This is a genomic window from Aeromicrobium sp. IC_218 (genome assembly GCF_004336805.1).
Lineage (GTDB): Bacteria > Actinomycetota > Actinomycetes > Propionibacteriales > Nocardioidaceae > Aeromicrobium.
Window position 1 is genome coordinate 64,736 of sequence record NZ_SJXM01000007.1, and the last position, 14,969, is coordinate 79,704.

The 14,969-nt window shown below is 72.3% G+C and carries 14 protein-coding genes and 1 tRNA gene; 2 read left to right on the forward strand and 13 right to left on the reverse strand.

Annotation, left to right across the window (positions count from 1 at the left end; genetic code table 11):
- Nucleotides 1–34: 34 nt before the first annotated feature.
- The 3 genes from E0W78_RS09940 to eno are packed head-to-tail and all read right to left on the reverse strand — an operon-like array spanning nucleotide 35 to nucleotide 2,398.
- The gene (locus E0W78_RS09940; protein WP_131403799.1) at nucleotides 35–544 is read right to left on the reverse strand and encodes a DUF501 domain-containing protein; all 510 of its coding nucleotides are present in this window, start codon (nucleotides 542–544) and stop codon (nucleotides 35–37) included.
- The gene (locus tag E0W78_RS09945; protein ID WP_165570463.1) at nucleotides 541–1,110 is read right to left on the reverse strand and encodes a septum formation initiator family protein; all 570 of its coding nucleotides are present in this window, start codon (nucleotides 1,108–1,110) and stop codon (nucleotides 541–543) included. The genes E0W78_RS09940 and E0W78_RS09945 overlap by 4 nt, the downstream gene beginning before the upstream one ends.
- Nucleotides 1,111–1,120: 10 nt before the next feature.
- Complete coding sequence (gene eno, locus E0W78_RS09950; RefSeq protein WP_131403801.1) at nucleotides 1,121–2,398, reverse strand: phosphopyruvate hydratase; 1,278 nt, start codon at nucleotides 2,396–2,398, stop codon at nucleotides 1,121–1,123.
- 106 nt (nucleotides 2,399–2,504) lie between these two features.
- On the opposite strand from eno, the gene E0W78_RS09955 reads away from it, so the two are divergent.
- Nucleotides 2,505–3,146 (forward strand): hypothetical protein, encoded by a 642-nt coding sequence (locus tag E0W78_RS09955; protein ID WP_131403802.1) that lies wholly within the window; start codon nucleotides 2,505–2,507, stop codon nucleotides 3,144–3,146.
- Here E0W78_RS09955 and E0W78_RS09960 read toward each other — a convergent pair.
- The 10 genes from E0W78_RS09960 to E0W78_RS10005 all read right to left on the reverse strand — a co-directional run bounded on the left by E0W78_RS09960 (nucleotide 3,143) and on the right by E0W78_RS10005 (nucleotide 14,366).
- Entirely contained in the window at nucleotides 3,143–3,958 is an 816-nt protein-coding gene (locus tag E0W78_RS09960) for a MazG family protein (protein ID WP_131403803.1), read from the reverse strand. The two genes, E0W78_RS09955 and E0W78_RS09960, sit on opposite strands and share 4 nt — an antisense overlap.
- A gap of 4 nt (nucleotides 3,959–3,962) precedes the next feature.
- Nucleotides 3,963–4,553, reverse strand: a complete 591-nt coding sequence (locus E0W78_RS09965; RefSeq protein ID WP_131403804.1) for a hypothetical protein — start codon at nucleotides 4,551–4,553, stop codon at nucleotides 3,963–3,965.
- A gap of 14 nt (nucleotides 4,554–4,567) precedes the next feature.
- A complete protein-coding gene (locus tag E0W78_RS09970; protein ID WP_131403805.1) occupies nucleotides 4,568–6,064 on the reverse strand; it encodes an amino acid permease in 1,497 nt (498 codons plus the stop codon).
- 73 nt (nucleotides 6,065–6,137) lie between these two features.
- Nucleotides 6,138–9,629: a transcription-repair coupling factor gene (gene mfd / locus E0W78_RS09975; RefSeq protein WP_131403806.1), complete on the reverse strand. Its 3,492-nt coding sequence runs from the start codon at nucleotides 9,627–9,629 to the stop codon at nucleotides 6,138–6,140.
- Nucleotides 9,630–10,196: an aminoacyl-tRNA hydrolase gene (gene pth, locus E0W78_RS09980; RefSeq protein WP_131403807.1), complete on the reverse strand. Its 567-nt coding sequence runs from the start codon at nucleotides 10,194–10,196 to the stop codon at nucleotides 9,630–9,632. It abuts the gene before it with no gap.
- Nucleotides 10,193–10,855, reverse strand: a complete 663-nt coding sequence (locus E0W78_RS09985) for a 50S ribosomal protein L25/general stress protein Ctc (protein ID WP_131403808.1) — start codon at nucleotides 10,853–10,855, stop codon at nucleotides 10,193–10,195. The genes pth and E0W78_RS09985 overlap by 4 nt, the downstream gene beginning before the upstream one ends.
- 204 nt (nucleotides 10,856–11,059) lie before the next feature.
- Nucleotides 11,060–12,031, reverse strand: coding sequence for a ribose-phosphate diphosphokinase (locus tag E0W78_RS09990; RefSeq protein WP_131403809.1), 972 nt, complete (start codon nucleotides 12,029–12,031; stop codon nucleotides 11,060–11,062).
- Nucleotides 12,024–13,469, reverse strand: a complete 1,446-nt coding sequence (gene glmU / locus E0W78_RS09995; RefSeq protein ID WP_131403810.1) for a bifunctional UDP-N-acetylglucosamine diphosphorylase/glucosamine-1-phosphate N-acetyltransferase GlmU — start codon at nucleotides 13,467–13,469, stop codon at nucleotides 12,024–12,026. The genes E0W78_RS09990 and glmU overlap by 8 nt, the downstream gene beginning before the upstream one ends.
- Before the next feature lie 30 nt (nucleotides 13,470–13,499).
- Nucleotides 13,500–13,578, reverse strand: a tRNA-Gln gene (locus E0W78_RS10000).
- An 11-nt stretch (nucleotides 13,579–13,589) separates the two neighbouring features.
- Nucleotides 13,590–14,366 (reverse strand): methyltransferase domain-containing protein, encoded by a 777-nt coding sequence (locus E0W78_RS10005; protein ID WP_131403811.1) that lies wholly within the window; start codon nucleotides 14,364–14,366, stop codon nucleotides 13,590–13,592.
- Nucleotides 14,367–14,428: 62 nt separating this feature from the next.
- Between E0W78_RS10005 and E0W78_RS10010 the strand changes: the two genes are divergently transcribed.
- Entirely contained in the window at nucleotides 14,429–14,923 is a 495-nt protein-coding gene (locus E0W78_RS10010; RefSeq protein WP_131403812.1) for a MarR family transcriptional regulator, read from the forward strand.
- Nucleotides 14,924–14,969: the final 46 nt, after the last annotated feature.

A 14,969-nucleotide genomic window follows, 5' to 3' on the forward strand; every position in this document is an offset into this window, starting at 1 on the left:
ATGGTGGACCCCGTCGGGGGTGACCGCGACTCGGCTACTCCTGCGCGTCCGGCTCCTGCGGACCGCACGGGGTACCGGCCCACCAGTCGCCGAGCAGCGCGAGCGTCTCGTCGCCGAGCGGGTTCACGCCGGGGCCGACGGCCAGGCTGTGGCCGACGAGGACGTGCAGGCACTTCACCCGCGTGGGCATGCCCCCGGCGGAGATGTCCTTGATCTCGGGCACGTGGCCCAGCGCCTCGCGCTCGGCCAGGTAGGACGTGTGGGCGGCGGCGTAGGCGGCGGCCAGGTCGGCGTCCTCGGTGAGCCGCTCGCTCATCTCGCGCATGAGGCCGGACGCCTCGAGGGTGCCGATCTCGCCCGCGAGCCGGTCGCAGGTGACGTAGTACAGCGTCGGGAACGGCGTGCCGTCGGGCAGGCGCGGCTCGGTCTTGACGACGTTCGGGTGGCCCGAGGGGCAGCGCGACGCGATCTCGACGATGCCACGCGGCACGCGTCCGAGCTGGCCCTGGATGGCCTCGATGTCGGCGGGGTCGATGGTGGTCACGACTTCTTCTTCAGCACCTTGTCGGGGTCGGAGGGCACGGGGGCGTCCTGCTTCACGTCCTGCGGGGGGACGTCGGCCTGCTCGACCGACGCCCAGAGCCGGGCCTGCCAGCTGTCGGGGGTCTCGTCGGGCGCGTCGTCGAGCTCGGCGACCTCGCCCTGCACCTCGCCGTCGGCCCCGATGACCCGGTAGCCGACCTCGCCGGGCATGACCCAGCCGAAGCGCGCCCGGGCCTGCTGCTCGACGTACGCCGGGTCCTCCCACCGGGCCTCGTCGTCGCGCAGCCGGGCGATGTCGGCCTTGGTCGTGGCGATCTGCGCCTTGGTCGACTGGATCTCCTGGCGCTGCTGCCACCAGGCGTTCAGGCTCGTCACGTACGAGGCGACGAGCAGCAGCACGACCGCGAGCAGGATGATCGCGCGGGTCGTGAAGCGGGCCGGGCGGGCCGGCGCGAGGGCCGGCTCCGCCGCGGTCGTCGGGGCGGCCGACGGCCCCGTGCGCGACCGGGCCGGCCGACGGCTCCGCGAGGGGCCGCGACCGGGTCCACGGTTCGACGACGGGGCCACCGGACTCACCTCAGAGCGACAGCCTCGGGAACGCCGTCGCGCCGGCGTAGGACGCCGCCGTGCCGAGCAGCTCCTCGATGCGCAGCAGCTGGTTGTACTTGGCCACACGGTCCGAGCGGGCGGGCGCGCCGGTCTTGATCTGGCCGCAGTTGGTGGCGACGGCGAGGTCGGCGATGGTGACGTCCTCGGTCTCGCCCGAGCGGTGGCTCATCATCGACGTGAAGCCGTGACGGTGGGCCAGCTCGACGGCGTCAAGCGTCTCGGTGAGCGAGCCGATCTGGTTGACCTTGACGAGCAGCGCGTTGGCGGCACCCTCGTTGATGCCGCGGGCCAGGCGCTCGACGTTGGTGACGAACAGGTCGTCGCCGACGAGCTGCACGCGGTCACCCAGGCGGTCGGTGAGGTTCACCCAGCCGGCCCAGTCCTCCTCGTCCAGCGGGTCCTCGATCGAGACGATCGGGTAGGCATCGACGAGTCCGGCGTAGTACTCGGCCATCTCCTCGGACGTCTTGAGCGCGCCCTCGAAGGTGTAGCCGCCCTCGCCGTGGAACTCGCTGGAGGCGACGTCCATGGCCAGCGCGATGTCGGTGCCCAGCGTCAGGCCGGCCTTCTCGACCGCCTTGGCGATGAGGTCGAGCGCGGCACGGTTCGACGAGAGGTTCGGCGCGAAGCCGCCCTCGTCGCCCAGGCCGGTGGACAGGCCGTCGGCCTTCAGCACCGACTTGAGCGCGTGGTAGACCTCCGCGCCCTGGCGCAGCGCCTCGGCGAAGGAGTCGGCACCGATCGGCGCGATCATGAACTCCTGCACGTCGACGTTGGAGTCGGCGTGGGCACCACCGTTGAGGATGTTCATCATCGGCACGGGCAGGACGTGCGCGTTGGCACCGCCGACGTAGCGGAACAGCGGCAGTCCGGCCGACTCCGCGGCGGCCTGGGCGGTCGCGAGCGAGACGCCGAGGATCGCGTTGGCGCCGAGGTTGGCCTTGTTCGGCGTGCCGTCGATGTCGAGCATCGCCTGGTCGAGCGAGCGCTGGTCGTCGGCGTCGAAGCCGACGAGCGCCTCGTTGAGGGTGGCGTTGACGTTCTCGACCGCCTTCAGCACGCCCTTGCCCAGGTAGCGGGCGCCGGCGTCGCGCAGCTCCACGGCCTCGAACTGGCCGGTCGACGCGCCCGACGGCACCGCCGCACGTCCGATCGTCCCGTCGTCGAGGGCGACCTCGACCTCGACGGTGGGGTTGCCTCGCGAGTCGAGGATCTCGCGGGCGCCTACGGCCTCGATGCTTGCCACGTGCTTCTCCTGGGGGTCGTCCGTCGGATGCGGCCCCAGCCTAGTCCTGCCACCTCGTTCTCCGAAGATGCCGCACCGCAGGCGCCGCGCCTGCCAGGGTGTGCGCGTGACTCCCTCGTCCGAGACCGTGCCCGCGCGCCGGCGCGTGCGCCTGTCCACCGTCGTCGTCGGCCTGCTCGTGCTGGCCCTCGTCGCCGTCTCCACCGGCTGGTGGTGGACGAGCCGCGCAGCGGCCGAGGTCGACGGCGTGCGGCTGCTGCCGTCGTCGCTCGTGTGCGACGACGGGCCGGTCCCGTTCGTCCCTGCTGAGCGGGACGACGAGCGGGGCGACGTGCCCGACCACCTGCCGGCGTACGTCGTGCAGCTCGAACGGGCCGACCGTTGCATGCTGACGATGCTCGTGCGCAACGAGGGCGAGCACGCTGTCCGCGTGCACGACATGTCGTCCTACCTCTTGGAGAAGGACGAGAGCAGCCAGCTCGGGCTCCTGGTGGACCGGGAGTCGCTGTCCGAGACGGCCCGGGGCCTGAAGGTCGTCATCGACTCGACGCTCGAGCCCGGTGACTCCCGCTTCATCGGCCTCCCGCTGCGCAGGGCGGCGCAGCCGTGTCGCTGGGGCGAGTCGACGTCGTGGATGCCGCTCGGGACGCTCGACGTGTCGCGGAAGGGCCAGCACGCGACGGTGCGGTCGGAGGGCGACATCACGACGGACGTGACGACTGCCGACTTCCGCGAGTTCTGCTCCTAGGCCAGCAGGTCGCGGACGCGCGAGCGGAGCGTTCCCTCGGGGTCGACCCCGGACCGCCGCGCCTCGGCGACGAGCGCCAGCAGCCGTGAGCCCAGGTCGTCACCGCCGACGTCCGGGTCGCCGAGCCGGCCGAGCACGGTGTCGGCGTAGGCCAGCGCGGGCAGCGCCCGTGGGACGCCCTCGTCGGGACGCGTGCGCTGCTTCTGGGCGGCCTTGATCGCCTCCCAGTTCGCGTCGATCTCCTCGACGCTGCTCACCTGCGCGTCACCGAACACGTGCGGGTTGCGGCTGACCAGCTTGGCGGTGATGCCGTCGGCGACGTCGTCGAGGTCCCAGCCGGCCGACTCGGCGGCGATGCGCGCGTGGAACACCACCTGCATGAGCAGGTCGCCGAGCTCCTCGCGCAGGTGGTCGCGGTCGCCGTCCTCGATCGTCTCGAGGGTCTCGTACGTCTCCTCGAGCAGGAACCGGGCCAGGCCCTCGTGGGTCTGCTGCTGCGTCCAGGGGCACTCGCGGCGCAGCCGGTCCATGACGTGCACGAGGTCGAGCACGTGCGCGCCCGGGACGTCGTAGGAGCCGACCAGCAGGTCGTCGGCGTCGACGGGCTCAGTGGTCAGGAAGACGACGTCGTGGTCGAGGTGGGCGGGCCGGTCGGCCACCTGCCGCACCCGGACGCCGGACTGGCGCACGGCGGCGACGTGCGGCGCCGAGAGGTCGTCGGCCAGCACCTCGCGCGCGGTGCGCAGCAGGTCCCAGGCCTCCGCGGTCAGCAGCCCGGGCGGGACACGCGGACTCAGCTGCAGGACGGGCACGGCGTCACTCGCAGCCGGTGACGGCCGGACGGTCGACGTCGCCGGCCTGCACGGACAGCGCACCGGTCGAGCCGGCCACCTGCAACGACTCGTCCAGGCCGAGCCGCGGGTCGACCTCGACGTCGCGGGTCGCGAGCTCGTCGGCGACGATCTCGCGCCCCTGCTCGCGAGCGACCTCCGGCGAGCCGGCGGGGGCACCGAGCGCCTCGAGCGTGGCGTAGAGCCGTCCGTTCAGCTCGGCCGCCTCGATCACCGCCCGGGTGTCGGCGTCCGGCAGCGCCTCGGCGAGCGCCTCACGGTCGGCGACCGGGACGATCCAGGCCGAGCGCGGCACGACGACGTCGCGCTGCTCGGCCAGGTCGCGGGCGACGTCGAGCGTGACGCGGTCGGCGAGCGCCTGCTGACGCAGCGCGACCGGGTCGGGCGTCGCGCCCTGCAGCGAGGTCAGCTCGCAGTAGGCGCGGGCGGTCGCATCGACGTCGTCGAAGCCGAACCGCTGGCCGTCGACGACCGCTGCGGCACCCGGATGGACCTGGGTGCAGGCAGCGAGAAGCAGTGCAGCCGGCGCCAGGCGCGCGGCACGTCGTACCCCCATGCCGCCGATGCTACTCACGAGTCGGCGCGCGCGGCCCCTTCCTTGGCCAGACGGGTGTGGTGACGGCCGTAGAACAGGTAGATCGCCAGGCCGACGACGAGCCAGACCAGGAACCGCAGCCAGGTCTCGACGGCCAGGTTCGTCATGAGCGCCACGCAGGCCAGCGCCGAGAGCACCGGGACGACCGGGACCCACGGGGTGCGGAAGGGACGCTTGAGGTCGGGCTTGGTGCGGCGCAGGACCAGCACCGCGACCGAGACGACCAGGAACGCGAAGAGCGTGCCGATCGAGACCATCTCGGCGAGCGTGTGGATCGGCACGAACGCGGCCAGCGCCGCGACACCGACGACGATGATGACCGTCAGCCGGACCGGCGTGTGGAAGGTCGGGTGCAGCTGGCCGAGCGAGCGCGGCAGCAGGCCGTCGCGGGCCAGGGCGTAGCCGATGCGGCCCATCGCGACGAGCTCGACCAGGATCACCGAGGTGAGACCGGCGACGGCGGCGATGCCGATGAGGATGCCGGCCCAGCCGAGGCCGACCTGCTTGAAGGCGTCCGAGATGGGCGCGCCCTCGCTGAGGTCGGAGTACTTGACCATGCCGGTCAGGACGATGCAGACGCCGACGTAGAGCAGGGTGCAGATGGCCAGGGTGCCGAGCAGGCCGCGCGGCATGTCCTTCTCGGGCTTCTCGGTCTCCTCGCCCAGGTTGGCGACGGCCTCGAAGCCGCTGTACGCGAAGAAGACGACGGCGGCGGCCACCAGCACGCCGGTGACGCCGAACGCCGTGGCGTCCGCGCCGGTCACCCACTGCCACAGCGGCTGCTGCAGGCCCGACGCGCTCTCCTCGGGCTTGGTCGAGGGCGGGACGACCGGGTCCCAGTTGGCGGCCTTGACGAAGAACGCGCCGACGCCGATCACGAACAGGCAGACGGCCACCTTGATGACGACCAGGGCGTTGGTGACCCACTTGGACTCGCGGATGCCGACTGCGGCGACCACGCCCAGCACCACGACGATGAACACGGCCCCGAGGTTGACGACGGAGTCCTCCTCGCCGAAGAAGGCTGGCGGAAGGTTGAAGACGTCCTGCAGGTAGCCGGACCAGCCGCGCGCCACCACCGCGGCACCGAGCGCGAACTCCAGGATCAGGTCCCAGGCGATGACCCACGCGGCCAGCTCGCCGATCGTCGAGTAGGCGTACGTGTACGAGCTGCCGGCCGTGGGGACGGCGGCGGCCAGCTCGGCGTAGCAGATGGCAGCCAGCATCGCGACGACGCCGGCGACCAGGAACGCGATGGTGATGGCCGGGCCGGCGTTGTTCTTGGCCTGCACGCCGGTGAGCGTGAAGATGCCCGTGCCGATCACGATGCCGATGCCGAACCCGATGAGGTCGGACGTGCCCAGGCGGCGCGACAGACGGGGTCCCTCGGACTCCGACATGGGGCCGTCGTCGGAGTTCTGCTCGACGACGTCGTCGATGTCCTTGGTGCGGAACAAGCCCGAAAATGCCATGGCGCACAACGTACGGGCGGCTCGCCCCCGCGCAACTCGGGCGCGATGGGCCGAGCCGCCCGCCGCGTGCGGGTCAGGCCGGGGCGTCCTCGCGGACCGGGACGATGGTGTCGACGACCGTGCGCACCCACTCGAGCAGCGGCCCGTCGCGCAGCGGCTGGCCGCCGACCGCGGCGGTGCGCGGACGCGGGACGAGCGCGACCTGTCCGGCCTTCTTGTACAGGCTCTTGGGGTACACGCGGTTCAGCCGCAGCTGCATCGACTCGGGCAGGTCGAGGTTGGCGAAGCGGACGTTCGAGCCCGCCGACGTCACCTCGGTGATGCCGGCCTGGCGCAGCCGGACCCGCAGGCGCGCGACGTCCAGCAGCGTGCCGACCGACTCCGGCGGCTCGCCGTAGCGGTCGACCAGCTCCTCGCGCAGCGCCGTGACGTCGTCCTCGGTGCGGACGTCGGCCAGGCGCTTGTACATCTCCAGGCGCAGGCGCTCGCTGGGCACGTAGTCGTGCGGCAGGTGGGCCTCGATCGGCAGCTCGATCTTGACCTCGGGCTCGGGCTCGCCCTCGCCGCGGAACTCCGCGACGGCCTCGCCCACGAGCCGGATGTACAGGTCGAACCCGACGTCGGCGATGTGGCCGGACTGCTCGCCGCCGAGCAGGTTGCCGGCGCCGCGGATCTCCAGGTCCTTCATGGCCACGGCCATGCCGCCGCCCAGCTCGGAGTGCTGGGCGATGGTCGCCAGCCGGTCGTGCGCCGTCTCGCTGAGCGGCTTCTCCGGCGGGTACAGGAAGTAGGCGTAGGCGCGCTCGCGCGAGCGTCCGACGCGGCCGCGCAGCTGGTGCAGCTGGCTCAGGCCGAGGGTGTCGGCGCGCTCGATGATCATGGTGTTGGCGTTGGACACGTCCAGGCCCGACTCCACGATCGTGGTGCACACCAGCACGTCGTAGCGCTTCTCCCAGAAGTCGACCATGACCTGCTCGAGCTGGGTCTCGCTCATCTGGCCGTGCGCCGCGGCCACGCGGGCCTCGGGCACGAGCTCCTTGAGCCGCGCGACCGCCTTGTCGATGCTCTGCACCCGGTTGTGGATGAAGAACGCCTGGCCCTCGCGCAGCAGCTCGCGCCGGATGGCGGCGATGACCTGCCTGTCCTCGTACGGGCCGACGAAGCTCAGCACCGGGTGACGCTCCTCCGGCGGCGTGGCGATGGTCGACATCTCGCGGATGCCGGTCACCGCCATCTCCAGGGTGCGCGGGATCGGCGTGGCCGACATCGACAGCACGTCCACGGCGGCGCGCAGGTGCTTGAGCGCCTCCTTGTGCTCGACGCCGAAGCGCTGCTCCTCGTCGACGATGACCAGGCCCAGGTCCTTGATCTTCACGCCGGGCTGCAGCAGCCGGTGGGTGCCGACGACCATGTCGATCGACCCGTCCTCGAGCCCGGCCAGGACGGCCTTGGTGTCCTTCTCGGTCTGGAAGCGCGAGAGCGGCTTGACCGTGACCGGGAACTGGGCGAAGCGCTCGGCGAACGTGGCGTAGTGCTGCTGCACGAGCAGCGTCGTCGGGACGAGCAGGATGACCTGCTTGCCGTCCTGGATGGCCTTGAACGCCGCACGCACGGCGATCTCGGTCTTGCCGAAGCCGACGTCGCCGCAGACCAGGCGGTCCATCGGGACCTCCCGCTCCATGTCGCGCTTGACCTCCTCGATCGTCGACATCTGGTCGGGCGTCTCGACGTACGCGAAGGCGTCCTCGAGCTCACGCTGCCAGGGCGTGTCCGGCCCGAAGGCGTGCCCCTTCGTCGACTGGCGGGCGGCGTAGAGCTTGATGAGCTCGCCGGCGATCTGGCGGACGGCGCGGCGGGCCTTGTTCTTGCGGTTGGTCCAGTCCGAGCCGCCGAGCTTGTCCAGGCTGGGGCTCTCGCCGCCGACGTAGCGGCTGACCTGGTCGAGCTGGTCCATCGGGACGAACAGCCGGTCGCCGGGCTGGCCGCGCTTGCTCGGCGCGTACTCGATGACGAGGTACTCGCGGGCCGCGCCCTGCACCGTGCGGTTGACCAGCTCGACGTAGCGGCCGACGCCGTGCTGCTCGTGCACGACGTGGTCGCCGGGGCTCAGCTCGAGCGGGTCGACCTGCTTGCGCCGGCGGGTGGGCATCTTGCGCTCGGACCGCTCGACGGCGCGCTGGCTGACCAGGTCGTCGTAGGTGAGCACGACGAGGTCGAGCGCCTCCACGAGCAGGCCGTGGTCGAGGTCGCCGACCAGCACCTGCACGACGCCGGCCGGGGACTCGACGTCGGTGCTTCCGGGAAGGTCGTTCTCGGCGAGCCACTCGACGGTGCGCTGGGCCTGGCCGGGGCCGGGCACCACGACCAGCACCTGCTTCTTCTCCCCCAGCCAGCGACGGACGTCGTCGGCCACGGCGGGCAGGTCGCCGCGGTACACCGGGGCCTCCTGCACGGCGACCCGGCGGGTCTCCTCGTCCAGGTCGAGGCCGAACGGGCTCTGCGACCACCAGGCCAGGCCACGGGCCAGGACGTGGTCGCGGACGTCGTCGAGCTCGCGGAACGCCGCCGAGCCGAGGTCGATCGGCGACTCCGCACCCGTGGCGGCCGCGGCCCACGACGCCTGCAGGAACTCCTCGCTCGTGGCGACGAGGTCGGCGGCCCGGGCGCGGACGCGCTCGGGGTCGAGCACCAGCACGGTGGAGCCGTCGGGCAGCAGGTCGACCAGCAGCTCCATGTCGTCGACGAGCACGGGCGCGAGGGACTCCATGCCCTCGACGGCGTGGCCCTCGGCGATCTTGGTGAACAGCTCGGCCAGCGACGGGTGCGCCAGCGCCAGGCGGGCGGCGCGCTCCCGGACGTCGTCGGTCAGCAGCAGCTCGCGGCACGGCGGCGCCCACAGGCGTCCGACCTCCTCCAGCGTGCGCTGGTCGGCGACGGCGAACTGGCGGACCTCGTCGACCTCGTCGCCCCAGAACTCCACGCGGACCGGGTGGTCCTCGGTGGGCGGGAACACGTCGACGATGCCGCCGCGGACGGCGAACTCGCCGCGCCGCTCGACCAGGTCGACGCGGGTGTACGCGGCCGCCGACAGGTCGCGGACGACCTGTTCGAGCTCGGCCTGCTGCCCCTTGGCCAGCTCGACCGGCTGCAGGTCGGCCAGGCCGCGGGTCTGCGGCTGGAGCACCGAGCGCACCGGCGCGACGACGACCTGCACCTCCTCGCCCGGCTCGGGGTGGACCAGCCGGCGCAGCGCGGCCAGGCGGCGTCCGACGGTGTCGGAGCGGGGCGAGAGCCGCTCGTGCGGCAGCGTCTCCCAGGCCGGGAACGACACGACCGCGTGCTCGCCCAGCAGGCAGCGCAGCTCGACGGTCAGCTCGTCGGCCTCGCGGGCGGTGGCGGTGACAGCCAGGACGGGGCCGGCACCGGCCAGCGCGTCGACCAGGAACGGGCGGATGGCGGCGGGCGCCTGCACGACGAGCTGGGGCAGGCCCTCACGGCGGTCGGCGGCGGCGTGGCGCAGCGTCGGCTCGGCGGCCAGACGGGTGCGCAGGGAGGAGAGAGACATCTACCGGTTGAACGCGCTCTGGGTCTTTTCTAGTCCCTGGCTCACGAGGCTCTCGACCGCGTCGGCGGCCTCCTCCAGGTGCAGGTCGAGCTCCTTGCGCTCGACCGACGAGTACGGCTTGAGCACGAAGTCGTGGACCTCCTGGCGTCCCGGGGGGCGTCCGATGCCGCAGCGGATGCGGTGGAAGTCGCCGGTGCCCAGGGACTGCCGGATGCTCTTGAGGCCGTTGTGCCCGTTGTCGCCGCCGCCGAGCTTGACCCGCAGGGCGGCGAACGGGATGTCCAGCTCGTCGTGGATCACCACGACGTGGTCGGGCTCGACGCCGTAGAACGACGCGAGCGCCTTGACCGGGCCGCCGCTCTCGTTCATGTACGTGCGGCCACGACCGAGCACCACCCGCTCGCCGGCGAGGCGTCCTTCGACGACGTCGGTGCGGGTGGCCTTGTGCGCCTTGAACCGGCCGCCCATGCGGCCGGCCAGGACGTCGGCCACCAGGTAGCCGACGTTGTGACGCGTGGCGGCGTAGGCCGGCCCCGGGTTCCCGAGGCCGACCACCAACCAGGTCACTCGGACTCGGTGGACTCCGCCGGCGCCTCGTCCGCGTCCGCAGCGGCGTCGCTCTCGGGAGCGTCGTGCTCGATGCCGGCCTCGGCCTCGGCGTCGGCCAGCTCGGCCTCGACCTGGTCGGCCGTCGGGGCGGCGGTGACGTTGACGATCAGGGTCTCGGCGTCGGAGGCCAGCGTCGTGCCCGCGGGCAGCGCGACGTCCGAGGCGAGGATCTGCGCGCCGGCCTCGAGGCCCTCGACGGAGACCTCGACACCCTCGGGCAGGTGGGTGGCCTCGGCCTCGACCGAGAGCACGGTGGTCTCGTTGACGACGAGCGCGCCGGGGGCGGCCTCGCCGGTGACGGTCACGGGGACCTCGACGACGACCTTCTCGCCCTTCTTCACGAGCAGCAGGTCGACGTGCTCGAGGAAGCCCTTGAGCGGGTCGCGCTGGACCTGCTTGGGGATGGCCAGGTGGGACTCGGAGTCCAGGTCGATCGACAGCAGCGCGTTGGAGTTGCGCAGCGCGATCATGAGGTCGTGGCCCGGCAGGGTCACGTGCAGCGGGTCGGTGCCGTGGCCGTACAGGACGGCGGGAACCTTGTTCTCGCGACGGATGCGGCGGGCGGCGCCCTTGCCGAACTCGGTGCGGGCTTCGGCGGTCAGCTTGATCTCGGCCACGGGGATCTCCTCGTACGTGTCGGTGCTCGTACGCGCGTCAACACGTACTGCGGTCTGGTGCTTGTTCAGGTCTGCGGTCGCTCCGGACGCTCGACACGGCACTCAGCAGCGGAGCGCCCTGTCGATCACGACCCGCACAGGTGCGGGTCCTCGCCGAGGCAACCTGAGGATCCTATCCCACGGCGCCCCGGCGAGGCACATCGCCTAGCGGAACAGGCTGGTGACCGAGCCGTCCTCGAAGACGGCCGCGATGGCCTGGGCCAGCAGGGGCGCGATCGAGAGCACGGTGAGCTTGTCGAAGTGCTTGTCCTCGGGCAGCGGCAGCGTGTTGGTCACGATGACCTCGGTCGCCGGGCTGTTCTTGAGCCGGTCGACGGCCGGGCCGGAGAAGACCGCGTGCGTCGCGATGATGACGACGTCCTCGGCCCCGTCGGCCATGAGCGCCTCGGCGGCCTGCACGATCGTGCCACCGGTGTCGATGAGGTCGTCGACCAGGATGCAGGTGCGTCCGGCGACGTCGCCGACGACGCGGTTGGCCTTGGTCTCGTTCGGACGCGTGACGTCGCGGGTCTTGTGGATGAACGCCAGCGGGGCGCCGCCGAGGGCGTTGGCCCACTGCTCGGCGACCTTGATGCGTCCGGCGTCGGGCGAGACGACCGCGAACGGGCGCTGGCCGTACTTCTTCTTCACGTAGCGCGTGAGGATCGGCTTGGCCATGAGGTGGTCGACCGGGCCGTCGAAGTAGCCCTGGATCTGCGAGGTGTGCAGGTCGACGGCCATGAGCCGGTCGGCGCCGGCGGCCTGGAACAGGTCGGCCATGAGCCGCGCCGAGATGGGCTCACGGCCCAGGTGCTTCTTGTCCTGGCGCGCGTAGCCGTAGAACGGCTGGATGACGGTGATGCGCTTGGCCGAGGCGCGCTTGAGCGCGTCGACCATGATCAGCTGCTCCATGATCGCCTCGTTGATCGGAGCCGCGTGGCTCTGGATCACGAAGGCGTCGCAGCCGCGCACCGACTCGTCGAAGCGCACGTAGATCTCGCCGTTGGCGAAGTCGTAGGCGGTGGTCGGGACGAGGTCGACCTCGAGCAGGTTGGCGACCTCCTCGGCCAGCACCGGGTGGGTGCGACCGGAGAACAGCATCAGGTTCTTCGTCGGCGTTCTCTTCAGGCTACTCACCGGCGTTGTCCTCCAGGTTCGGTGCGGCGTTCAGCGCGGCGTCCGCCGCAGCGGACCCCGGCCGTCGGCGCGGGACCCACCCCCCAATGTTCCTCTGCCCGTTGTCGGGCACCGCCAGCGCCCCCGGCTCGACGTCCTGGCGGACGACCGTGCCGGCGCCGGTGTACGCGCCGTCGCCGATGCTGACCGGCGCGACGAAGACGTTGTGCGAGCCGGTGCGCACGTGGTGACCCACCTGGGTGCGGCTCTTGGTGACCCCGTCGTAGTTGGCGGTGATCGTGCCGGCGCCGATGTTGCTGGACTCGCCGACCTCGGTGTCGCCGACGTACGACAGGTGCGGCACCTTCGAGCCGGCGCCGATGCGGCTGTTCTTGGTCTCGACGAACGTGCCGATCTTGCCGCGCTCGCCGAGCTCGGTGCCCGGACGCAGGTAGGCGAACGGGCCGACGGTGGCACCGGCGCCGATCACGGCGTCCGAGCCGTGGGTGCGCTCGACCGTGGCGTCCTCGCCGACGACGACGTCGCGCAGCGTGGTGTCGGGGCCGACGGTGGCGCCGGACGCGACCCGGGTCGCGCCGTGCAGCTGCGTGCCCGGGAGCACGGTGACGTCGGGGGCCAGCTCGACGGTGACGTCGAGCCAGGTGGTGGCCGGGTCGACGATCGTGACGCCCTCGCGCATCCACCGCTCCGTGGTGCGGCGGTTCAGCTCGGCGCCCATGGCGGCCAGCTGGACCCGGTCGTTGACGCCCTCGACCTGCACCGGGTCGGCGAGCATGAACGCGCCGACGGTGCCGCCCTCGGCGACGGCGCCCGCGACGACGTCGGTCAGGTACAGCTCGCCCTGGGCGTTCTTGGCCTCCAGGCGGGGCAGCGCCCGGGCCAGGAAGACGGCGTCCAGAGCCAGGATGCCGCTGTTGACTTCGCGCACGAGGCGCTCGTCGTCGCTGGCGTCCTTGTGCTCGCGGATCGCGGTCACCGCGCCGGACGCGTCGCGCAGGATGCGTCCGTAGCCGGTGGGGTCGGGCACCTCGGCGGTGAGGATCGTGACCGCGCGGTCGTGCGCGTGGTGGTCGGTCAGCAGCTCGGCGAGCGTCTGCGGCTCGAGCAGCGGCACGTCGCCGTAGGTGACGAGCACGGTGCCGGTGACCTCGTCGGGCAGGGCGGCGAGCGCCTCGGCGACGGCGTGGCCGGTGCCGTTCTGCTCGTGCTGGACGACCACCTGGGCGTGCGGGGCGACCTGCTCGACGTGCGGGCCGACCTGCTCGCGGCCGTGGCCGACGACGACCACGGTGCGCGAGGCACCGGCCCCGGACAGTGCGTGCAGGGCGTGGGCGACCAGGCTGCGGCCACCGATCTCGTGCAGGACCTTGGCGGTGCGCGACTTCATGCGCGTGCCGGCCCCTGCAGCCAGGACGACGGCCGTGACGGCGTGACTCACCGGGCTCCTTCGGGGTTGACGGGCGGTTCGCTCCCCGGGCAGGAGTCGAACCTGCGTCGCTTGTCCTGATTCAAAGTCAGGCGGGCCCTGCCGGCAGACCAACCGGGGATCGGAGCCAGGCTACCGGACCTCGGCGGGGCGCCGTGCCACGCAGAACAGCCGCCGGAAGGGCAGGACGGTGCCCCACGGACGGCGGGGGTAGGCCGCGCGCAGCGCCGACTTGTACTCGCGCTCGAAGTCCGGACGCAGGTCGCCCGGCAGCGCCTGCAGCACCGGACGGGCGCCGGTGCCGCGGATCCAGTCGAAGACCGGGTCCTCCCCCGGCAGCACGTGCAGGTACGTCGTCTCCCACGCGTCCACCGCCCAGCCGAGGCCGGCGAACAGCTCGAACCACGCCGTCAGCTCGGTGCCGCGCGCCTCGTCCAGGCCCTGCGTGTGGGCCGCGTACGGCTCCCGGGCGGCGAGCTCGTGCAGCAGGCGGTGGCTCGGGGCGTCGAAGTTGCCGGGCACCTGCAGCGCGAACGTCCCGCCCGGGCGGACGTGCCCGGCCAGCCGCCCGACCACGGCGAGCGGCTCGGGGACCCACTGGAACAGGGCGTTGGACACGACGACGTCCGCGGGCCCGGACGGCTGCCAGGTCGCGACGTCTGCCTGCTCGTAGCGCGTGCGCGGGTCGGCGTCGTCGGCGCGTGCCCGGGCGATCATCTCGGCCGAGGAGTCGACGCCGAGCACCTGCGCCTCGGGCCAGCGGGCGCGCAGCACGGGTGACAGCTGTCCGGGGCCGCAGCCCAGGTCGACGACCGTCGCCGGGTCGGCGTCGACGCGGGCGAGCAGGTCGAGGAACGGCCGGCCGCGCTCGTCGGCGAAGGCCAGGTACGTCGCGGGGTCCCAGGTCATGGTCCGACCCTAGGCACGCAGGTATCTCGATGTCGAGATTCTTGACGGGTAGAGTGAGGTCCATGAGCGCCGAGCCGGACGAGGTCGACCGACTCGTCGCGGCCTGGACGCACGAGCGTCCCGACCTCGACGTGTCGCCCATGCAGGTGATGAGCCGCGTCGCGCGCCTCGCCCACCACCTCGACCGCGCCCGCCGCCAGGCCTTCGCCGAGCACGGGCTCGAGCCGTGGGAGTTCGACGTGCTCTCGGCGCTGCGCAAGGCCGGCGAGCCCTACGCCCTCTCCCCCGGACGCCTCGTGCAGGAGACGCTCGTGACGAGCGGCACCATGACCAACCGGGTCGACCGCCTGGCCACGCGCGGCTTCGTCGAGCGGCTGCCCGATCCCAGCGACCGGCGCGGCGTCCAGGTGCGGCTCACGCCGGCCGGACGCACCGCGGTCGACGGCGCGCTCACCGAGCTGGTCGAGCACGAGAAGGAGCTGCTGGCCGAGCTCGACGACGAGCACGCCGACGTCCTGGTCGACGCCCTGCGCGTCCTGGCCCGCCGCTTCGCCTGACCCTCACCCGAGCCCCGCTCCGCCGCGAAGTGTGACGCTTCGGACG

Excerpts from the sequence above, each read along its gene's own strand:
- E0W78_RS10005 (WP_131403811.1), bottom strand. The coding sequence starts at position 14,366 with ATGACCTGGGACCCCGCGACGTACCTGGCCTTCGCCGACGAGCGCGGC.
- mfd (WP_131403806.1), bottom strand. The coding sequence starts at position 9,629 with ATGTCTCTCTCCTCCCTGCGCACCCGTCTGGCCGCCGAGCCGACGCTG.
- E0W78_RS09970 (WP_131403805.1), bottom strand. The coding sequence starts at position 6,064 with ATGGCATTTTCGGGCTTGTTCCGCACCAAGGACATCGACGACGTCGTC.
- E0W78_RS10010 (WP_131403812.1), top strand. The coding sequence starts at position 14,429 with ATGAGCGCCGAGCCGGACGAGGTCGACCGACTCGTCGCGGCCTGGACG.
- E0W78_RS09965 (WP_131403804.1), bottom strand. The coding sequence starts at position 4,553 with ATGGGGGTACGACGTGCCGCGCGCCTGGCGCCGGCTGCACTGCTTCTC.